We start from the raw sequence: 19,694 nt of genomic DNA, 5'->3' as shown, positions 1-19,694 counted from the left end.
GTACGAACATGCTCGGCAGCACCGGTCTGTGGAAGGGCTTCACGTCCATCACGGCCGCCGACTTCAACGGCGACGGCAAGCAGGACATCTCAGGCATCGACGCCAACAGCAACCTCAAGCTCTACACCGGCGACGGCACGGGCACCGTCGGCGGCGGCACCAACATGCTCGGCAGCAACGGCCTCTGGAAGGGCTTCACGACCATCACCGCCGCCGACTACAACGGCGACGGCAAGCAGGACATCGCAGGCATCGACGCCAACAACAACCTCAAGCTGTACACCGGCGACGGTGCCGGTCAGCTCGGTGGCGGCACCAACATGCTCGGCAGCAACGGCCTCTGGAAGGGCTTCCGGTCCCTGCTCGCCGCCGACTTCAACAGCGACGGCAAGCAGGACATCGCGGGCATCGACGCCAACAACAACATGAAGCTCTACACCGGCAACGGCGCGGGCACCGTCAGCGGCGGCACCAACATGCTCGGCAGCACCGGCCTCTGGTCCGGGTTCTAGAACCCGGATTCCCGGCTCGTCGTGTCCGGACCTCATCGAGGTCCGGACACCGGCTGTCCCCCGCCCCCTTCCCGCACATCCCTCTCAGAAGCGAGCACACGATGAACCGCAAGCGCCTCCTGTCGACCGCCCTCATCGGTCTGGTCTCCTGCTCCGTACTGTGCCTGAATCTCACCGCCGCCGACGCCGCGTCGGTGAGCACGTGGGACAAGGTCGCCGATTGCGAGAGCACCGGCAACTGGAGCATCAACAACGGGAACGGCTTCTACGGAGGCCTGCAGTTCACCTCGTCGACGTGGAAGGGGTTCGGTGGCGAGATCTACGCCCCGCGCGCCGATCTGGCCACCAAGCAGCAGCAGATCCTCATAGCTGAGAAGGTCCTCGCCGTCCAGGGCCAGGGAGCGTGGCCCAACTGCGGACCGAAGTACGGGCTGGGCAACGACCACGCCACCCCGTACCCCACCGACCCGACTCCCGCTCCGGCGCCTGCCATGGCCCGCACGGTGGCCGGTGTCTTTTCTGACCTCTCGCCGGGCATAGCCGGCATCGACGCCAACAACAACATGAAGTACTACATCAGCGACGGTCCGGCTCTCGTGCCCGGGGGCGCAGACATGCTGGGCAGCAATGGCCTGTGGAAGGGCTTCAAGTCGATCGCCGCCGGTGACTTCAACGGTGACGGCAAGCAGGACATCGCGGGCATCGACGCCTACGACAACATGAAGCTCTACACCGGCGACGGTGCCGGTCACCTCGGTGGCGGCACCAACATGCTGGGCAGCAATGGCCTGTGGAAGGGCTTCAAGTCGATCGCCGCCGGTGACTTCAACGGTGACGGCAAGCAGGACATCGCAGGTATCGACGCCTACGACAACATGAAGCTCTACACCGGCGACGGTGCCGGTCAGCTCGGTGGCGGCGCCAACATGCTGGGCAGCACCGGCCTGTGGAAGGGGTTCAAGTCGATCACGTCCGCGGACTTCAACGGTGACGGCAAGCGCGACATCGCGGGCATCGACGCCTACGACAACCTGAAGCTGTACACGGGCGACGGTGCCGGTCAGCTCGGTGGCGGCACCAACATGCTGGGCAGCACCGGCCTGTGGAAGGGCTTCCGGTCCCTGGTGGCCGCCGACTTCAGCGTCGACGGCAAGCAGGACATCGCAGGCATCGACGCGAACAACAACATGATGCTCTACGTCGGCAACGGCGCCGGCACCGTCAGCGGCGGCACCAACATGCTGTCCGGCCCCAGCGGCGCCTGGGCCGGCTTCTAGAGCCCGGCCGCCTCCGTCCTCCGCTCCACTCCCTCCCTCCCTCCCTCTCAGCAAGGTAACCGTCATGCGGAAGTACTCCGGCCGTCGGACACTGGCCCAAGGCACGCTCGCACTGTCCCTCGCGATCGCCGCCACGCTCGCGTCCGACGGGGCGGCCACGGCGTCGGCAGGGCGGCCGACGCTCCGCCCGGCCGCGCGGACCGACCTGGCGGGAAGCGAAGTCCAGCTCACCAAGTCCCCGCGCGACCACCAGCTCTTCCCGCGCGACCCGGCCACGAACAACGCCGTCGTCGACGTCGCCGGCAACGTCACACAGGTCGGAGCCAGCTCGATGCGGCTGGACATCGCCAGGGACGGGGAGCCCCTGTCGAGCAGCAGCGTCCCGGTGAACGGTGCTGGATCGGCGTTCGCCTTCGCGCCCCGGATCCAGGCTGGTCTGAACAGCTATTCCTTCAGCCTCTACTCCGTCTCCGGTTCCACCATCAGGCTGCAGGCCGCGTGGAGCGACATCGTGGCAGGCGACGTGTTCATCGTGAACGGCCAGTCCAACGCCGCCGCCCGCCAGCACTTCCCATCGAATCCCAACAACCCGTCCGACACTTCGAACTCCAGCAGCGCGGACCGGTCGCCCTGGGTGCGTACGTTCGGATCGTCCACCTCCGACCCCACGACGGCCGCCCAGGACGACACCTGGCAGGTGGCGGACGGCGACTCCTACCAGGTCTCGGGAGCGATCGGCCAGTACGCGCTCCGCCTGGGCCGCCAGGAGGTGAATACGTACGGCGTCCCCATCGCCTTCCTGCAGGGCGGTCACGAGGGTCGCCCCATCACCTTCTTCCAGCGCGACGACGCGAACCCCACCGACCCGGGAACCAACTACGGACGCCTGCTCGGCCGGGCCCGGAGGGCAGGAGTGCAGGGCCAGGTCCGTGGCATCTTCTGGTACCAGGGAGAGTCCGACAACAACAACGTCGCGGCCCAGACCTCCGGCTTCACGTCCCTCCTGGACGACTGGAAGACCGACTACCCGGGCGTGGAGCACGTGTACGCGCATCAGATCCGCAACGGCTGTCTCGACGCTGCCGGTGCGCCTCAGAACTCGTACGAGGAACGCGAAGCACAGCGGCAGTACGCCTCCCTGCACGGCGTCACCGTGCTGTCGACCACCGGCATCAGCGGGCAGGGCCCCGACAACTGCCACTACTACTACGTCGGCGGCTACCGCGATCTCGCCGACCGCGACTTCCTCTCCATGGCCCGGGACTACTACGGCGGCAGCGCAGCGGCGAGCACCGCTCCGGACCCGCAGAAGGCGTGGTTCTCCAAAGCCGACCACACCGAGATCACCATCGGCCTACGCACTGCTGCCGACGCGCTCGTGGCCGGATGCGGCCCCGTCACCAACTTCGTCGTCAACGGCAGCCCGGTATCCGTGGCGTCGATGGCCGTCAGGCCCGGGTTCATCCACCTTCGGCTGACGGGACCCGCTACCAGTGCCACCGGCATCAGCTACGTCGGACACGACGGAGCCGGCCCCTGGATCACGAACAGCAACGGGATAGGCCTGTTGGCCTTCTACAACCTGCCGTTCTCCACGGATCAGGCCGGAACCTTCCCGGCGCCGCTCGCAGACTGCCCGCCCTCCGTCCCGGCGCCGACCATGGCGCGGACCGTGGGCGCCGACTTCAACGGTGACGGCAAGCAGGACATCGCGGGCATCGACGCGAACAGCAACATGAAGCTGTACACGGGTGACGGCGCGGGCAGCGTCGGTGGTGGCAGCGACATGCTCGGCAGCAACGGCCTCTGGAAGGGCTTCAAGTCCATCGCCGCCGCCGACTTCAACGGCGACGGCAAGCAGGACATCGCAGGCATCGACGCCAACAACAACCTCAAGCTGTACACCGGCGACGGTGCCGGTCACCTCTCCGGCGGTACGAACATGCTCGGCAGCACCGGTCTGTGGAAGGGCTTCACGTCCATCACGGCCGCCGACTTCAACGGCGACGGCAAGCAGGACATCTCAGGCATCGACGCCAACAGCAACCTCAAGCTCTACACCGGCAACGGCACGGGCACCGTCAGCGGCGGCACCAACATGCTCGGCAGCACCGGCCTCTGGAAGGGCTTCACGACCATCACCGCCGCCGACTACAACGGCGACGGCAAGCAGGACATCGCAGGCATCGACGCCAACAACAACCTCAAGCTCTACACCGGCGACGGCACGGGCACCGTCGGCGGCGGCACCAACATGCTCGGCAGCAACGGCCTCTGGAAGGGCTTCCGGTCCCTGCTCGCCGCCGACTTCAACAGCGACGGCAAGCAGGACATCGCAGGCATCGACGCCAACAACAACATGAAGCTCTACACCGGCAACGGCGCGGGCACCGTCAGCGGCGGCACCAACATGCTCGGCAGCAACGGCCTCTGGTCCGGGTTCTGATCGGGCCCGTCCGTTCCCGGTGGGGCCGCCAGCTCGGTGGGAGGCCGCCGGGGCGGTCGCGGTCGACGTGGCCGACGAGGAGCCGCTCGCGCGGACGGGGGCCGTCCTGTCCGTGCGACACAGCGGGGGCCGACTGCGGAAGACCGCGGCCGGCCCCCGACGACTGGTGTGTGCCGGGTCAGCGCGCGGAGGCGGCGCGGCGCATCCGCGCGGCGAGCAGGAGGCCCGCGCCGGCAACCAGTGCGGTGCCCGCAGCGCCTGCGATCAGAGCGGAGTCACCCGCGCCGGTAGCGGCGAGGGGGGAGCCGCTGCCGCCCTGGGGAGCGACGGTGTTGCCGCCCGAGCTGGTCCCGGAGCCCGTGCCGGAGCCGGGGTTGGTGCTGGAGCCCGTACCGTTGCCGGCGTTGCCGTGGCCCTGTTCTTCCTTGCTCTTGTCCTTCTCCTGCTGGCTCTTCTTGTCCTTGGCACGTGCCTCGTGCTGGCCCGTCTTCAGGAACTCGGCGCGGTCGGCGGCAGTGCCCGCCAGCGCGGCGCGGCCGGCCTTGACCAGTTCCGGACCGCCACCGTGGATGGTCTGGGCGATCGCGACGCGGTTGTCCTCGTCACGCAGCTTGTACTGGGTCACTTCCAGGAAGTGGCGCAGCTCGGCCGGGGTCGGGGAGGTGTTGAGGAGCGTGCTGATCGCCTCGCTCAGGATGGGGCCGTCCCATCCTTCGTCGATGCGGGCGAGCTCGACCCGGTCGTCCGAGGCCTGCGCGAGGTACCGTCCCGTCTGAAGGAAGGTGACGCGGTCGGCGGGAGTGCCTTTGAGCGCCTCCTTGCCCGCCTCCTTCACGACGGGGCCGCCGGTGCCGATCAGCCTTGAGATGTCGACCTTGTTGTCGTCGTCGCGCAGCTCGTACTGGGTGACTTCGTAGAAGTGGCGCAGCTGCTCCAGAGTCGTCTTGTCGCTCTGGAAGAGCTTGTTGATGCCTTCCTTCAGGCCGGGGCCGGCAGCGTTGAGGAGCCTGGTGACCAGAACCCGGTAGTCGTCGAGGCGGATCCTGTGCTGATCCGTCTCGATGAACTGACGCATGCCCGCGGGGCCGCCGGCTATGGCCTTAAGAGCGGCCTCCTTCATGTACTCGCTGGCCATCGGGTCGGCGATGATCGCGAGGATGGCCTTGCGGTCCTGCTCGGCCCGGTCCTTGTCAGCCTGGTCCGGCGCCGCCTGGTCAGGGACGGTCGGAGACGTCGGAACGGTCGACGTGGCAGTCTCGGTGCCGGCGGCGAACGCCGGTGACGCGATGAGGACGGCCGGAGCAAGAGCAGCAGTGGTGACCGCCGCGGCGATCCGGGACAACTTCACAGAAAAACCCCCTGGAAAATGTTCTTGACGGGGCACGAGACTCGCCAGGTGCGCCGATGGTTGTACGACGCATCAAGAATGCGAGCAGCGCCACACGCGCCCTGCCGTGGCTTCACCGTCCGGGGCGGCCGCCACGAGCGCGCCGTGGCCGACGGCATCCGGACGGCGGACGGCCCGCGCGCGGACACCGGGCCGGCCCGGCGCACCCACCCCACCCCACCCCGCCACCCGGGCCACCCGGGCGGCCGACGTACGCCGGCTCAGGCCAAGCCGTCCACACGTCGTGCCGCGCTCGGGGCGGGAGCGGGCCGGGTGACTGGGATGGGGTGGGGTGGGGCGGCTCAGGAGGACTGGTTGGTGAGGATGGCCGGGTCCGAGAGGCCTGCCGCGCCGGTTTCCACCTTGCCCGCGAAGCGGCGGCCGAAGGCCGGGGCCTCGGACGCGGTGACCGTGACGTCGTACCAGCGGCGCGTGTTCTTCAGGGGGACGGCGTACGTGACGGTGGCGCCCTTGGCGACCGTCAGGCGCTTGGGGCCTCCGCCGTAGGCGTTGGTGACCGTGAGGGTGGCGGTCGACGCTCCGGCGTTGGTAAGCGTGAGGTCCAGGTTGCCGGTGGTGGCGTTGTGGCGGGCGGTGACCTCGGGGCCGGGGGTGGCACCGGGGTTGCGGAAGCCGCGCAGGAAGCCGTTGGGGCCGTGGACGGTCAGGTCGGTGACACCGGCCGAGTAGGCGGTGTTCCAGGTGTCCGTGATCGACTTACCCGCCTCGGTGGTGTACGTCCAGGGCGCGTCGGTCCGGTTGCCCGAGGTGACGTAGAACTGCGCTCCCAGGTCCTGGCCGCCGCTGAACGTCAGCCGGAACCTGCCCTCGCCGGTGAGCGCCGCGCCGTCCACGTAGGGGGCGTACTTCAGGGGACGCGTCGGGCACAGCCCCTTCTCCTGGCGCGGCATCTTCGCCACGGCGGGCGGGGTGGCCAGGAAGTCGGGGTGGCGGTCGCGGTCCTGCGGCTCCCAGAGGCCGGTGTCGGGCAGCGGGGCCGTACCGGTGTCCTTGCGGGCGAAGTCGAAGGCGGAGGTCAGGTCACCGCAGACGGCGCGGCGCCAGGGCGAGATGTTGGGCTCCCGCACCCCGAAGCGCTTCTCCATGAAGCGGATGACGGAGGTGTGGTCGAAGGTCTCGGAGCAGGAGTAGCCGCCGGTGCTCCAGGGCGAGAGCACGAGCATCGGCACGCGCGGGCCCAGGCCGTACGGTCCGGCGACGTAACCGGCCTTGCCGGGGAAGACGTCGAGCGCGGTCGGCACGGTCGACAGGCCCTCGTTGGCGTTGGCGGGGGCGTACGGCGGCACGACGTGGTCGAAGAAGCCGTCGTTCTCGTCGTAGGTGATGAACAGCGCGGTACGGGCCCACACGTCGGGGTTGGAGGTGAGCGCGTCGAGCACCTGCGCGATGTACCACGCGCCGTAGTTGGAGGGCCAGTTGGCGTGCTCGCTGAAGGCCTCGGGGGCGGCGATCCAGGAGATCTGGGGCAGCGTGCCCGCGGTGACGTCGGCGCGCAGCTTGTCGAAGTAACCCTCGCCGGCCTTGGCGTCGGTGCCGGTGCGTGCCTTGTCGTGGAGCGGGTCGCCGGGCTGGGCACCCCGGTAGTTGTTGAAGTAGAGCAGCGAGTTGTCGCCGTAGTTGCCGCGGTAGGCGTCGTTGATCCAGCCCCAGGATCCGGCGGCGTCGAGGCCGTCGCCGATGTCCTGGTAGACCTTCCAGGAGATCCCGGCCGTCTCCAGGCGCTCGGGGTACGTGGTCCAGCCGTACCCGGCCTCGGCGTTGTTGAGGACCGGCCCGCCGCCCTTGCCGTCGTTGCCGGTGTGGCCCGACCAGAGGTAGTAGCGGTTGGGGTCCGTCGAGCCGATGAACGAGCAGTGGTAGGCGTCGCAGATGGTGAACGCGTCGGCGAGGGCGTAGTGGAACGGGATGTCGTCGCGCGTCAGGTGGGCCATGGTGGCGGGCGTCTTGGCGGGCACCCAGTTGTCGTACTTGCCCTTGTTGAAGGCGCTCTGGCCGCCCGCCCAGTCGTGGTTGAGGCCCTGGAGGAACTCCATGCCGAGGTCGTCGGACGGCGGCCGGAAGGGCAGCGTCTCCTTGCCCGCGTTGTCGCTCTGGTGCCATACGGACTTGCCGCTGGGCAGGGTCACCGGGCGCGGGTCGCCGAAGCCCCGGATGCCGCGCAGCGCGCCGAAGTAGTGGTCGAAGGACCGGTTCTCCTGCATCAGGACCACGATGTGCTCGACGTCGGCGATGGTGCCGGTCGTCCCCTGCGCGGGGATGGCGGCGGCTCGCGCGATGCTCTCGTTGAGCATGGTCAGGGCGGCGGCGCCGCCGGTGAGCTGGAGGAAGCGGCGGCGGTTCAGTTCTGCCATGGCGGGAGGGACCTCTGCTTTGATCGAGAAGTGGTTGAGCGCCCCCAGGACATCGTGCGCGGGGTACCGGACAGGGAGCCTGACGTGACGGTGGCGGATACACCAGACGAACGTCAGTCGGATTTCGGAGGAGTTCACGCCATCCGACCACCCGACCGTTCGACCGTTCGACCGTTCGCCGTCGGCGGTGCGTGCGGCTGCGGCGGCCACGGCGGATGCGGGCGTCGGACCAGGCCGTCGGCGGCGCCCGCCAGGGTGAGGTGGACGGGGCGGCGCAAGCCACCCCGCCCTGCGACGGGGCGCCTTGACAGCTCAAGTAATTAGCCGCCATATTAAGTACATGACGAGGGACGGCAGGAGCGCCGGGGACGGCATCGACGGCGAAGCGCCCACGCTGGATCAGGCCAAGCGGCAGATCGAGCAGTACGGCCTGGCGGTGGATCCGCAGGCGGTGCTGGTCGCGGTGCGGCTGATCTCGGCGGGTGCGCGGGTCGGCCGGGCGGCCGAGGTGCACTTCGCCAGGTTCGGCCTGTCGACGGGTCGCTACCGCCTGCTCGCCGACCTCGAAGACCACGGCGGGGAGAAGTCCCCCTCGCACCTCGCCGCCGACCTGGGCGTCTCCAGAGCCACGGTCACCGGCCTGCTGGACGGCCTGGAGCGCGAGGGCCTGATCGCCCGCCGCCCGTCCACGGAGGACGGCCGGGGCTCGGTGGCCGTCCTCACCGGCCGCGGGGCGCAGCGCCTGCGCGACATGGCGTCCGAACACTTCGGGCGGCTCGAGGCGATGGTGGGCGGCCTTTCCGGGGAGGAGCGCGCGGTATTCCTTGATCTGCTCGCCCGCGTCGTCCGCGGCAGTACGGCCCTGGCCGCCGACTGACCGACTCGCGGCTCGTGGCCCCACCGTCCGGTAGGGCCCCGGGCCCTTTTTTTCGAGGCAATAGTTAGCTCCCTAATTATATGGCGATGTAGGCCTGCCGCGCTCCGCCGCAGCCCTCGCTCCCCTCCGACGAACGAGAAAGGGCCACCATGCCCGCAACGAAGGACAGAGCCAGGCGCGGCCGGGCGGCCGCCCGGCCGTCCCGGCGGTTCACCCTGTGGCGCGAGGTACTGACCGCCTACGCCGCCCCCGCCCTGATGGCCGGTATGGCCGGAATCGCCACCGGGCAGTACGACCTGGCCGTGGCCGCCTGCACCTCCATCGCCGGCACCTCAGCCGGAGTGGCACTCCTGGTCGGCACCTGGCTACGGCACGGCGGGCGGCCCCGACGGTGGACCACCCGCACGCCCCGCGTCACCCTGACCGCAACGCTCGTCCTCATCACCGTCGGCGCGGCGGCCCTGCTGGGATGGTTCACCGCCCAATGGCTGCCCGCCCACACCCTTGTCCCCTCCACCCCGTGGCTGGAGCGCCTGCGGATCGACCTGCCCGTCTCCGCGGCCCTCGCCACCACCATCGTCACCCTGCGCTGGCGCACCACCCTCACCCACACCCCAGCGCCCCCGAGGTAACCCACCGCGGCACCGGACCCACCCAGGTCCAACCGCCCCACCGAGCCCACCCCGGTAGCACCCAGCGCCGGCAAGTCACCAAGGAACGAGTACACGATGATCGTTGTCATGGGAGCAACCGGAACAACCGGGAACGCCCTGCTCCAGAGCCTCCTCGCGCTCGGCACGCCCGTCCGCGCGCTGACCCGCACCCCGAACAGGCCGATCCCCGGCGTCACCGGCGCACACCGGCCGCCGGTCGAGGTCCAGTACGCCGACGCCGCCGACCCCCACTCCCTGCACGCCGCCTTCAAGGGCGCCAGCCAGCTCTTCCTCACCATGTCCAACAGCCCCGCCCAGATCGGACTCGAAACCCGCGTCATCGACGTCGCCTCCGAGACCGGCATCGGACACATCGTCAAGATCTCCGCACCCGCCGCGGAACCCGACTCCCCCGTCGCCATTTCCCGCGGACACCACGCCGTCGAGGAACACCTGCGGGCCAGCGGCCTCACCCACACCGTCCTGCGCCCCTACGCGTTCATGCAGAACCTCCTGCGCCTGGCCCCCACCGTCGCCCAGGGCATCATCCTCGGCACGACGGGCGACGCGCCCTACAACCACATCGACTGCCGTGACATCGGCGACGTCGCCGCCGCCGCCCTCACCAGAACGGACATCGCGGGCGGCACCTACACCCTGACCGGGCCCGAAGCCATCTCCTACCCCGAACTCGCCTCACGACTGACCGCGCTGACCGGCGACCAGATCCGCTACGTCGACCTCGCCCCGGACGAACTGCGCGACCACCTCGTCCACAGCGCCCACATGCCCACCTGGCTGGCCGACCACGTGACCGAGATCCAGCAGCTCGCCATCACCCGACCCGAAACCCCCACCAGCACCGTCGCCGACATCCTCGGCCGCCCGCCCCGCACCCTCGACGCCTTCCTGCGGGAACACGACGGCCACTTCCGCCGATAGGAGCCGCCTCACGCCCTGCCGACGGGCCGCGGGTCCGGCCGCGGGTCCGGCCGCGGGTCCGGCCGCGGGTCCGGCCGCGGGTCCGGCTGCGGCTCCAGCTGCGGGTCCGGGCCGCGCGGGCCCGTCGCCGTCACGCCGACATGCCGACATGCCGCCGACACCACGGCTCCCGAGTACGGGACGTGCACGACCCTCCCGGCAAGCTCACCCACGCCCCAGCCCCGCACGTCTCCTCGTGGTCGCCGCCCCCGGGAGCTTGCCGAGGAATAGCGGCCCGGGCCGACGAGTTGCCGGAAGCACAAGATCAGTGCGGGAGTTCGGGAGGGTCCATGGCAGTCCACGGCACGGTGGCCACCGGTTTCGAGGGGGTGCGGGAGGAGTTCGCCGCCTTCCTCACGGGCGAGGAGCACGCGCCGGGAGCGCAGTTGGTGGTGTGCAGGGGCGGCGAGCGGGTGGTGGACCTGTGGTCCGACGGGGTGACCGGGGAGTCGCTGCTCGCTGTCTTCTCGTCCACCAAGGGCGCGGCGTACCTGGTGACCGCGCTCCTGGTCCAGGACGGCGTCCTGGAACTGGACCGCACCGTGGCCTCCTACTGGCCGGACTTCGCCGCCGAGGGCAAGGGCGGGATCACCCTGCGCGAGTTGCTCGCACACCGGGCCGGGGTGATCGGCCTGGATGCCGGCTTCACTCCCCAGGAGCTGGCCGACGACCGGGCGATCGCGGCCCGCCTGGCCGGGCAGCGCCCGTTCTGGCAGCCGGGACGATTCTTCGGCTACCACGGGCTCGTGATCGGCGCGCTGGTCGGCGAGGTGGTGTTCCGGGCCACCGGGCGCACCCTGCGGGAGTGGTACGAGGAGCGGATCCGCGCCCCGCACGACCTCGACCTGTGGCTGGGCCTCCCGGAGTCCGAGGAGCCGCGCTTCCTCACCACCCTGCCGATACTGGCGACTCCGGAGCAGGCGGCCGAGATCGAGGCCGCCGCGCGCACCCCGTACAGCCTGGGCGGCATCGCCTTCAACGAGCACGCGCCCGGCAACGGCGAGCTGTACGACTTCCCCAACTCCCGCGCCGTGCGCGCCGGCGGCCAGGCATCGGCGGCCGGCATCGGCTCCGCGCGCGGTCTGGCCGGCATGTACGCGGCGGCCGCCTTCGGCCTGGACGGCCGGAGCCCCCTCCTGAAGCCGGACACGGCGGCCGAGTTCGCCCGGATCCACTCCGAGGGCAAGGATCTGGTGGGCGGCCAGCCGCAGGCGTTCGGCCTGGGGTTCCAGACCTTCGGCGCCCGCTTCAACTCCACCGGCGCCGGCGCCTTCGGCCACAGTGGCGCCTCGGGCTCGCTCGCCCTCGCCGACCCCCGGCAGGGCTTCGCCTACGCCTACACCCGCCGCCGATACGCCTTCCCGGGCGGTGCGGCCTCGGAGAACGAGCGCCTGCTGTGGTCGGTGGTCCGGGCGCTCGGCTGACGGCAGTGGGGGCGCGGCCAGGAGATCCGGACCGCGCCCCCACCTGTTCGGGCACGATGCCCGCGTGACGGGCTTGGCGGGCTTGGCGGGCTTGGCGGGCTAGGCACGAACGTACGGAGCCGTCGGCGTCCCGGCCGGGATCCCCATGGTTTCACCCAGTAGGTCTGCGGAGTCGAACCGCGGCCCGGGGCGGCGCTCGTCAGCTCCCGCACCCCCCGCCGCATCCTCCTGCCGACTCGTGCCAGCCGCCGCGCCCGCTCCGGTCCATGCCCTCCCCCCTGGGGCGGGTCAGCAGCCCGCTCTCCTCGACGAACCGGGGAAGCTGGGCGCGCAGCGCCGGGGCGCCGAACAGGGCCGCGCTCAGCAGCAGCGCGCCCGGGTCGTCCCGCTCCGTGGCCCGGCGGGCTCCGGCGTGGTTCTGGCGCAGCCGGGCGAGCAGCGCCGCCCCGCGCGGGGTGCGCCGGGGGGCCGCCCACAACACCACCGCGGCGACGTCGGCGAGGAGGGCGAGCCACAGCCACACCGCCGCCCGTCCACCCGCCCCGGCCCCGAGGGGCGCCGCGGCGAACACCGGGAGCAGCACGGCCCGTACGGCCCACCGCCGCTTCGCGGACATCAGCAGCCCCGCACGCTCCAGCCCCCGGGCCGTCTCCCCGATGGCATCCCGTACCCGGTCGGCGCCTTGCAGCCGACGGGGGTGCATCCGCCGGTAGAGCGCGCCGTACTGCGCTCGGGCCACCGCGGAGCAGCCCTGCGGCGGCAGCAGGGACTCAACACCCCGGACCGTCTGCCGGAGACCCGACTCCACCGCTCCGGCCAGGTACAGCTCGACCAGCCCGGTCTGCGCCGCTCCCCGCGCGCCCCCGCGCAACAGCCCCACCTCGACCGGAGACAGCGCGCTGCCCGGTGGCCGGATTCGCCCGCCGCTGAGTCGCAGCACCCCGGCGAGCAGCAGCAGACACCACGCCGCGCCGACCGGCACCCCACTCGTCACGTCCATGCGAACCACCCCGGCCCTTACCTTCCCCGACTGCCCGCCGCCCCAAGCCTGCACGACGGCGGCGGGACGGGAACCAGGGCGGCGACACCGGTCGCGGGACGTCAACCTGCCGGTGGGGCTGCTGTGTACCTCCCGCCGGGACGGGAGGTACAGCGGCGGCGGATCAGTTCGAGCCGTGGAAGTACACCGAACGGACCTTCAGCTGTTCGGTGGCCTGCTTCCCGTGGGGGCGCAGCCGCCACTCGGGGCCCTGGCAGCCGGCACCCTCGAAGACGGTCACCCACTCGTCGGTGTCGTTGCGGGGCGAGTGCCCGGGCGTGACCCACTCGCTTCCGACGTACGGGAGGTCGACACAGGTGTCGCTGGCGGGGTCGTGCAGGCCGACGGTCAGCGCGTCGCCCTTGTCGTCGGTGAAGGAGTAGCGGAAATCGCCGGTCGCGGCGAAGGCCGAGCCGGGAACGGCCAGAGCCAGGACCAGACCGGCCAGGCCCGCGGTGAGAGCGCTGCGCAGCTTCATGAGTATGGGGCTCCTCAAGATCGGGGAGGGGTCACAGCGGACCGTAGGCCGATGGCGGGGCAGCGAATCGGTTCTGCCCGGGCCGCATGTCCGGGGTTTCACCGGGACGGGTGCAACAGGCACGGCGGGAGCGGCGTGACAGCGCGCACCGCCTTATCCCGGGCAAGCGCGCACCACCCGATCCCGGGCACTCGAGCAGCCCGCCGAGCCGGTGGCGATGAGCGCCTTCGACGCGGGTCGCGGGACACGGGTCGCGTCATGCTCCGCACGCCTGCCGTGACGTAGAGGGGAAGCGTGCTCTCCTGCCCGGCCGTCGGCATAAGAAACACATAAGATCGAATGCATGATCGGGGAAGGGCCGGGCAAGCGAGGGCTCGGAGGTTGATAACTATGGTTCCCCTGCTTCTCGTACTTCTGCTGGCTCTGATCCTCTTCGGCGCGGGATTCGCGGTGAAGATCCTCTGGTGGGTCGCCATCGCGGTCCTGGTCCTGTGGCTCATCGGCTTCGTCGCCCGACCCGCGGGCGGCAGCGGCCGCTGGTACCGCTGGTAGCGGCACCACGACGACACGAGTCCCCACGGCTGCGTGGCGGTGGTTCGTCCCCCCTTGGACGGGGTGACGGACCACCGCCACGCAGCCATGCCCGGACGGCGCCGGAGGCGGTGAGAATGCCGACGGCGCGGGTCGGCGCGCGGCAGCCCGGAGGATCGCCGTGACGCAAGCGGAGGGCCTGCTCGCCACCACCGGTCGACGGTCCCCCCGGTCGGGCAAGTACGGCGCTCTGGGGACGCGTTCGGGGGCCAGGAGGGACGCGCTCGCGCCGGTTGCCGCGGGCCGTTGTTACTTCTGAGTCGCCCCCGTGGTCATGTAGCCTCCGGAACCGTTTGATCCGAATCGAAACCCACACCTCAGCAGGAGGACTCATGCCCGCTCCCGTCGCTGCCACGACCGCCGCCCTCCCCAGAGGCAGATCGGGCCAGGGCCCCGCCCACGGCGTGCTGCCGGGCGACGACCTCGTGGAAGGCTCCGGCACCGGACGATCGCCAGGGCGAATAACGACGGGCGGGGCGCTGGTCTCTTGAGGTTCCGGATCGGACGCCCGAGCAACCCGTCCACAGACCCGCACCCGGAGGTCCCCGCACCCCATGCGGCTCCCGCCCACGCCGGCGACGAGCCGGCCACCGCCGAGCCGCCGCTTTCGGCCCACGAGACAGCGCTCATAAGGGCTTCCGTCACCGTCGTCGAACCGTTCGCCGCAGACATGACGGTCTATTTCTATGCGATCCTCTTCGCCCGCTACCCCGAAGTACGCCCGATGTTCCCCCCGGGGATGGACGCCCAGCGCGGCCGCCTGCTGCGTGCGCTGCTGCGCATCGTGGACCTGGTCGACGACCCGGAGAGCCTGGTCCGCTTCTGCGGTCACCTCGGCCGCGATCACCGCAAGTTCGGCACCCTCAGCGCGCACTTCCCCGCCGTGGGCGAGTGCCTCCTCGCTTCGCTGGCCCGCTACGCCGGTCCTGCCTGGACCGCGGACATCGCCGCGGCCTGGACCAAGGCGTACGGTGTGGTCGCCGACGTCATGATCAGCGCCGCCGAGCAGGACGAGGCGCAGCGGCCCGCCGTCTGGCCCGCCACGGTGGTGCACAAGGTGCTGCGCGGACACAGCATCGCCGAGATCACCCTGCGGCCCCACATCCCGTACCAGTACGCGGCCGGGCAGTACGTCAGTCTCGAGACCCAGTGGTGGCCCAAGCAGTGGCGCTACTACTCCCCCGCCAACGCTCCCCGCCCGGACGGCACCCTGACCTTCCACGTGCGCGCGGTGAACGGCGGCTCGGTCAGCGACGCGCTCGTCCGCCGCTCCGCCGTGGGTGACGTACTCCAACTCGGCGCGCCGATGGGCGACATGGTGCTGGACGCGGCCGTCCACAGGGACCTGCTCTGTGTGGCGGGCGGCACCGGTCTCGCACCGATCCGCGCGATCGTCGAGGAAGTGGCCCGTCGTGGCGGACGGCACCGGGTCGACCTGTTCCTCGGAGCCCGTACCGGCGCGGAGCTGTACGGGGTGGACGACATGCTCCGCATGGCGCAGCAGCACCACTGGCTGTCCATCAGGGGCGCCGTCTCCCATGAGTACATCCCCGGCATCCGGGGATCCCTGCCGCAGGTTCTGGCCGAGTACGGCCCGTGGTACCAGCACGATGCCTTCCTCAGCGGACCGGCGCCGATGGTGGTCTCCGCCAGCGAGACGCTCACGCTGCACGGCACCCTGCCCGAACGCATCCACCACGACCCGTTCGAGACCCCCGTCCTGTCCGCTCCTTGAGCCACGCGCCTTGCCGATCCTGCCAGGAGAACGCCCCCATGACCTTCCCCCCACCGCCTTTCGGATCAGCGGGTGAACGCCGACTGCAGCAGCGCATGGGCAGCGCCGACCGTGCCGCGCGGTTCTACGACCAGCAGGTGCGTCCCTGCCTGACGGGCGAGATGCGGGAGTTCATCGGCCGTCAGAGCATGGTCTTCCTGGCCACCGCCGACTCCCACGGAGAATGCGACGCCAGCTTCCGGGCCGGGCCGCCCGGCTTCGTGCACGTGCTGGACGCGCACACCCTCGCCTATCCGGAATTCCGGGGGAACGGCGTATTCGCCAGCGCCGGCAACATGACGGAGAACCCCCACCTCGGCATGCTCTTCGTCGACTTCACGCACCATCACGTCGGCCTGCACGTCAACGGCGTCGCCCGGCTCTACCCCGACGCCGACCTCCGCTCGGCGCAGCCCGGCCTGCCCATCGACATCGCGCCCGGGCGCCCCCCTGAGATGTGGGTCCACCTCACCGTCGAAGAGGCCTACATCCACTGTTCCAAGTACATACCGCACCTGGTGCCGGGCCCCCGCTCCAGCCATCCGGCCGACCGGCCGAAGGACGCGGACTACTTCAGCGGGTACCGCACCGCACCGGCCGAATCCGGCGGGCACGGCGGATACGTCGAGGCGGCCCGGGTGACGGAACAGGGGTGACCTTCGCCTTTCGGCACGCTGCTGTTCGATGCTCGTCGGGCTTCGACGCACGCCACCACCACCGGTCGGTCACCGCCCGCTCGTGCTGAACCTCGCAATCGCCTCCAGAGTCGCATCCCGCATCGCGCGGCTCCCCGTATGTCCGGAGTCATCGATGACCTTCAGCTCCGCGTCGGGCCATGCTTTGGACAGCTCCCACGCGGTCGTCAGTGGACTGCCGAGGTCGAGCCGGCCGTGGATCAGCACCGCGGGGATGCCGGCCAGCCGGTGTGCGTCACGGAGCAGTCGTCCGTCCTCGATCCAGGCGTCGTTCGCGAAGTAGTGCGCGCAGATCCGGGCGAAGGCCATCAGCGCGTCATCAGCCCTGTCGCTGTAGGAGCCCGGATGACCGAGCACCTCGTGGGCGATGACAGCGTCCTCCCAGGCGCACCAGTCCCGCGCGGCCTTGTACCGGGTCGCGTCATCCGGGCTGTTCAACAGCTGGTTGTAGGCGGCTACGAGGTTACCGCCCCGGTCTGCCTCCGGCAGTGCGTCGCGGAACGCCTCCCAGGGGCCGGGCAGCAGGCGTCCCACGCCGCGGTAGAGCCAGCCGGTCTCCTGCGGCCGGGTCATGGTGACGCCGACGATGACGACTTCGCGGACCCGCTCCGGGTAGCGCTCGGCGTAGGCGAGGATCAGCGTCGAGCCCCAGGACCCGCCGTGGAGGAGCCAGCGCTCGATGTTCAGGTGCTCGCGGAGCCGCTCCATGTCGGCGATGAGGTGGTCGGTGGTGTTGGCATCGAGACTGACACCCGGGTCGGAGGCATGCGGCCGGCTCTCACCGCAGCCGCGCTGATCGAACACCACGATCCGGTAGATCTCGGGATCGAACATCCTGCGACTGCCACGGCGCCCTCCGCTGCCGGGCCCGCCGTGCACGCACAGGGCCGCCTTCCCCTCGGGGTTCCCGCTGGTCTCCCAGTAGATCCGGTTTCCGTCGCCGACATCGAGGAGCCCGTGCTCGTACGGTTCGATGGGCGCGAACAGCTCTGCCATGACGGCCTCACCATGAGTACGCGAAGAACAACCTCGTGAGGCTAGTCGACGGCCACAAGGATGTCTGCGCATGTGTCCCCCGGCGTCGAGGCACTCGGGCCGGCCCCGCGCGCCGGAGGCGGTCCAACGGAGCGCGTCGTAACGGTCCGCCGGGGTCAGACGGTCGGTGGTGTGCGGCGGGCCTGGGGCGGGGGCGGCGGGAGGATGGGGCTCTCGCTGGCGGGTGTCGCAGCCGACCTCCTGGAGGGCCGAGTGCAGCCGCTCGGTGACCGACCACAGGCGCTTGCGGCGTACGTCGTCGGTGCGGATGACGTACGGGGCGGCGTGCAGGCCTGCGATGTCCTGCGGCAACGGTGTGGAGACGTAGAGGGCGTTGAGGAAATGGAACGGGAGCCAGTCGACGACCCGTTCCGTAGACGCCGAGGGCGTGGGACTCATCAGCCACCAGCGTGCGGCCGCGGCGGCGGCAGAGGGCGCCGATCTCGGCGAGGGGGGGCGCCGCAGGCGCCGCGCAGGCCTGCGCCGACACGGCCCTTCGGGAGCCGTCAGGCGAGCTCTTCGGCCAGTCCGACGACGATGCCCTCGGGGCCGCGGACGTAGCAGAGCCGGTAGATGTCCTCGTACCGCACGATCTCACCGACGAGCTCGGCACCGTGGGCCAGCAGTCGGGCAACGACGTCGTCGATGTCGTCGACGGCGAACATGATGCGGCGAATGCCCAGCGTGTTCGCCGGAGCGTCCTTCGGGTCGGGGCTGATCGCCTTCGGCTGGTGGAACTTCGCCAGCTCCACTCGCCCCTGGCCATCCGGGATCCGCAGCATGGCGACGTCCTGCCGGACGTCATCGAGCCCGATGACACGCTCCGCCCCGCGCCATTCGAGTGGCCCCTTGCCCTCCAGCTCCATTCCGAGTTCGACGAAGAACGAGATCACGGCATCAAGGTCGTCGACGACGATGAGGACGTTGTCCATCCGGTGGATCGCCATATCGGGGGGCCTCCTTCGCGCAGTACGGGCACCGTGGCCGCACCTGCCCGTGCGACGGAGCCGACGGGCCACTGTCCACATCTTCGGCCACGGCCCCCGCGAAAACCGCGGCACCGAGGTTACGCGTCGACGGCGCCCGGGGCGGCGGGGGGCGGGGCAGCGGCGGGGGCGGGCGCCGAGGCGCGGGAGTCGATGTCCTCCATGAAGTCCAGCATCCGGGCGTTGACCAGGTCGGGGTGGTCTATCTGCGGGCCGTGACCGGTCGCCGCGACGATGTCGGCGCGGGCTCCGGGGACCAGGCGCGGCACCCGCTCCAGCTGCCGCTCCGGGTGTACGAGCAGGCTCCGCCTGCCCATCATCAGGTAGAGCGGAGTCCGGATGGAGCGCAGCGCGTCCTCGGCCAGCGGCAGGGGTGCGGGGCGCCGGATCCGGAAGGCCCGGGCGCCCACCTGGACCCACGTGCGCAACTCCGGTACGGCGATGACCGGCTGCTCCAGCCAGGAAGCGAGGCGCGGCCGCAGCGCTCGGGGAGCGAAGCTGGCGAAGAGGCTCACGAAGACCCAGGCGAAGAAGCGCAGGCCCACCTTCTCCAGTCCGCCCGGGTCGAGGGCGGTCACGGAAGCAAGGCGTTCGGGCCTGCGGTGGGCCTGGTTGAGGACCAGCCAGCCGCCGTAGGAGGAGCCGACGAGGTGGACCTGGTCGAGGCCGAGCGCGTCGAGGGCCTCGTCGAGCCACTGGGCGGCGCGCTCGGGCTGCCACATGGGCTCGCGGTGGACGCTGCGGCCCGCGTCTCCGGGGGTGTCGAGGGCGTAGACGGGCCGCTCGGCGCTGAGGGCCGGGGTGTTCGGGTACCACATCGCCGAGCAGTAGCCGGCACCGTGGATCAGGACGATCGGAGTGCGGGACTCGGCGGCGGGTCCGTCGGGACCGTACCGGTAGACGTGGGTGGTGCCGAAACTCGTCTCCACGTCGGTCTCGGAGCGGGCGGGTGCGCCCATCGCGTAGAGGACATCGCTGGCGGCGAAATAGCGCTCGCGCAGGGTGTCGTTGACGTAGCGGCCGATGTCTCGGCGCGGGCGGGGCGGGTTCTCGGGCACGGGCACCTCCAGGAAGATCCGCAGATCCATGGTTCGGTCGTTCGTGGTACGACCGTACCACGATGCTGGTACGGCGGTACCATGAAGGAACCCGGGGGTGCCCGGTACG

General features: G+C 70.7%; 17 protein-coding genes. 10 read left to right on the top strand and 7 right to left on the bottom strand.

All coding sequences use genetic code 11. The features are described from left to right. The 3 genes from QMF80_RS06195 to QMF80_RS06185 form a co-directional block, all read left to right on the top strand. A partial coding sequence (locus QMF80_RS06195) for an FG-GAP repeat domain-containing protein (protein WP_283450263.1) occupies positions 1 to 512 on the top strand: 512 nt, incomplete at its 5' end. A gap of 101 nt (positions 513 to 613) precedes the next feature. Continuing rightward, a complete protein-coding gene (locus QMF80_RS06190) occupies positions 614 to 1,789 on the top strand; it encodes a transglycosylase family protein (protein WP_283450261.1) in 1,176 nt (391 codons plus the stop codon). Positions 1,790 to 1,853: 64 nt separating this feature from the next. Further along, a complete protein-coding gene (locus QMF80_RS06185) occupies positions 1,854 to 4,235 on the top strand; it encodes an FG-GAP-like repeat-containing protein (protein WP_283450259.1) in 2,382 nt (793 codons plus the stop codon). A gap of 178 nt (positions 4,236 to 4,413) precedes the next feature. Here QMF80_RS06185 and QMF80_RS06180 read toward each other — a convergent pair whose 3' ends face one another. Next, complete coding sequence (locus QMF80_RS06180; protein WP_283450257.1) at positions 4,414 to 5,583, bottom strand: ALF repeat-containing protein; 1,170 nt, start codon at positions 5,581 to 5,583, stop codon at positions 4,414 to 4,416. A gap of 341 nt (positions 5,584 to 5,924) precedes the next feature. Next, on the bottom strand, positions 5,925 to 7,994 hold the full coding sequence (locus tag QMF80_RS06175) for a phosphocholine-specific phospholipase C (protein WP_283450255.1): 2,070 nt from the start codon (positions 7,992 to 7,994) through the stop codon (positions 5,925 to 5,927). 340 nt (positions 7,995 to 8,334) lie between these two features. On the opposite strand from QMF80_RS06175, the gene QMF80_RS06170 reads away from it, so the two are divergent. The 4 genes from QMF80_RS06170 (at position 8,335) to QMF80_RS06155 (ending at position 11,929) form a co-directional block, all read left to right on the top strand. After that, entirely contained in the window at positions 8,335 to 8,871 is a 537-nt protein-coding gene (locus QMF80_RS06170; RefSeq protein WP_283450253.1) for a MarR family winged helix-turn-helix transcriptional regulator, read from the top strand. Between the two features lie 149 nt (positions 8,872 to 9,020). After that, positions 9,021 to 9,503, top strand: coding sequence for a hypothetical protein (locus QMF80_RS06165; RefSeq protein ID WP_283450251.1), 483 nt, complete (start codon positions 9,021 to 9,023; stop codon positions 9,501 to 9,503). Positions 9,504 to 9,611: 108 nt separating this feature from the next. Next, positions 9,612 to 10,466 (top strand): NmrA family NAD(P)-binding protein, encoded by an 855-nt coding sequence (locus tag QMF80_RS06160; RefSeq protein ID WP_349372184.1) that lies wholly within the window; start codon positions 9,612 to 9,614, stop codon positions 10,464 to 10,466. 329 nt (positions 10,467 to 10,795) lie between these two features. Further along, positions 10,796 to 11,929, top strand: coding sequence for a serine hydrolase domain-containing protein (locus QMF80_RS06155; protein ID WP_283450247.1), 1,134 nt, complete (start codon positions 10,796 to 10,798; stop codon positions 11,927 to 11,929). A 199-nt stretch (positions 11,930 to 12,128) separates the two neighbouring features. On the opposite strand, the gene QMF80_RS06150 is transcribed toward QMF80_RS06155, so the two are convergent. Beyond that, positions 12,129 to 12,929, bottom strand: coding sequence for a TIGR04222 domain-containing membrane protein (locus tag QMF80_RS06150; protein ID WP_283450245.1), 801 nt, complete (start codon positions 12,927 to 12,929; stop codon positions 12,129 to 12,131). Positions 12,930 to 13,092: 163 nt separating this feature from the next. Next, positions 13,093 to 13,446 carry a hypothetical protein gene (locus QMF80_RS06145; protein WP_283450244.1) on the bottom strand — a complete coding sequence of 118 codons (354 nt, stop codon included), beginning with the start codon at positions 13,444 to 13,446 and terminating at the stop codon, positions 13,093 to 13,095. Between the two features lie 390 nt (positions 13,447 to 13,836). On the opposite strand from QMF80_RS06145, the gene QMF80_RS06140 reads away from it, so the two are divergent. The 3 genes from QMF80_RS06140 to QMF80_RS06130 all read left to right on the top strand — a co-directional run bounded on the left by QMF80_RS06140 (position 13,837) and on the right by QMF80_RS06130 (position 16,467). Further along, on the top strand, positions 13,837 to 13,998 hold the full coding sequence (locus QMF80_RS06140) for a hydrophobic protein (RefSeq protein WP_283450242.1): 162 nt from the start codon (positions 13,837 to 13,839) through the stop codon (positions 13,996 to 13,998). A 709-nt stretch (positions 13,999 to 14,707) separates the two neighbouring features. Next, complete coding sequence (locus tag QMF80_RS06135; protein WP_349372183.1) at positions 14,708 to 15,772, top strand: globin domain-containing protein; 1,065 nt, start codon at positions 14,708 to 14,710, stop codon at positions 15,770 to 15,772. A 38-nt stretch (positions 15,773 to 15,810) separates the two neighbouring features. Then, a complete protein-coding gene (locus QMF80_RS06130; RefSeq protein WP_283450238.1) occupies positions 15,811 to 16,467 on the top strand; it encodes a pyridoxamine 5'-phosphate oxidase family protein in 657 nt (218 codons plus the stop codon). Between the two features lie 69 nt (positions 16,468 to 16,536). Here QMF80_RS06130 and pip read toward each other — a convergent pair whose 3' ends face one another. The 3 genes from pip to QMF80_RS06115 form a co-directional block, all read right to left on the bottom strand. After that, positions 16,537 to 17,502, bottom strand: a complete 966-nt coding sequence (gene pip, locus QMF80_RS06125; protein WP_283450390.1) for a prolyl aminopeptidase — start codon at positions 17,500 to 17,502, stop codon at positions 16,537 to 16,539. 545 nt (positions 17,503 to 18,047) lie between these two features. After that, a complete protein-coding gene (locus QMF80_RS06120) occupies positions 18,048 to 18,488 on the bottom strand; it encodes a VOC family protein (protein WP_283450236.1) in 441 nt (146 codons plus the stop codon). A gap of 119 nt (positions 18,489 to 18,607) precedes the next feature. Next, positions 18,608 to 19,615 (bottom strand): alpha/beta fold hydrolase, encoded by a 1,008-nt coding sequence (locus tag QMF80_RS06115; RefSeq protein WP_502962780.1) that lies wholly within the window; start codon positions 19,613 to 19,615, stop codon positions 18,608 to 18,610. Between the last annotated feature and the right edge of the window lie 79 nt (positions 19,616 to 19,694).

It is taken from the genome of Streptomyces sp. G-G2, assembly GCF_030063135.1.
Lineage (GTDB): Bacteria > Actinomycetota > Actinomycetes > Streptomycetales > Streptomycetaceae > Streptomyces.
Note: the sequence above shows the minus strand (reverse complement) of the source record. Positions and strands in the feature narration are given on the sequence as shown.

Excerpts from the sequence above, each read along its gene's own strand:
- QMF80_RS06190 (WP_283450261.1), top strand. The coding sequence starts at position 614 with ATGAACCGCAAGCGCCTCCTGTCGACCGCCCTCATCGGTCTGGTCTCC.
- QMF80_RS06185 (WP_283450259.1), top strand. The coding sequence starts at position 1,854 with ATGCGGAAGTACTCCGGCCGTCGGACACTGGCCCAAGGCACGCTCGCA.
- QMF80_RS06175 (WP_283450255.1), bottom strand. The coding sequence starts at position 7,994 with ATGGCAGAACTGAACCGCCGCCGCTTCCTCCAGCTCACCGGCGGCGCC.
- QMF80_RS06170 (WP_283450253.1), top strand. The coding sequence starts at position 8,335 with ATGACGAGGGACGGCAGGAGCGCCGGGGACGGCATCGACGGCGAAGCG.
- QMF80_RS06165 (WP_283450251.1), top strand. The coding sequence starts at position 9,021 with ATGCCCGCAACGAAGGACAGAGCCAGGCGCGGCCGGGCGGCCGCCCGG.
- QMF80_RS06160 (WP_349372184.1), top strand. The coding sequence starts at position 9,612 with ATGGGAGCAACCGGAACAACCGGGAACGCCCTGCTCCAGAGCCTCCTC.
- QMF80_RS06155 (WP_283450247.1), top strand. The coding sequence starts at position 10,796 with ATGGCAGTCCACGGCACGGTGGCCACCGGTTTCGAGGGGGTGCGGGAG.
- QMF80_RS06150 (WP_283450245.1), bottom strand. The coding sequence starts at position 12,929 with ATGGACGTGACGAGTGGGGTGCCGGTCGGCGCGGCGTGGTGTCTGCTG.
- QMF80_RS06145 (WP_283450244.1), bottom strand. The coding sequence starts at position 13,446 with ATGAAGCTGCGCAGCGCTCTCACCGCGGGCCTGGCCGGTCTGGTCCTG.
- QMF80_RS06140 (WP_283450242.1), top strand. The coding sequence starts at position 13,837 with ATGGTTCCCCTGCTTCTCGTACTTCTGCTGGCTCTGATCCTCTTCGGC.
- QMF80_RS06135 (WP_349372183.1), top strand. The coding sequence starts at position 14,708 with ATGACGGTCTATTTCTATGCGATCCTCTTCGCCCGCTACCCCGAAGTA.
- QMF80_RS06130 (WP_283450238.1), top strand. The coding sequence starts at position 15,811 with ATGACCTTCCCCCCACCGCCTTTCGGATCAGCGGGTGAACGCCGACTG.
- pip (WP_283450390.1), bottom strand. The coding sequence starts at position 17,502 with ATGGCAGAGCTGTTCGCGCCCATCGAACCGTACGAGCACGGGCTCCTC.
- QMF80_RS06120 (WP_283450236.1), bottom strand. The coding sequence starts at position 18,488 with ATGGCGATCCACCGGATGGACAACGTCCTCATCGTCGTCGACGACCTT.
- QMF80_RS06115 (WP_502962780.1), bottom strand. The coding sequence starts at position 19,615 with ATGGATCTGCGGATCTTCCTGGAGGTGCCCGTGCCCGAGAACCCGCCC.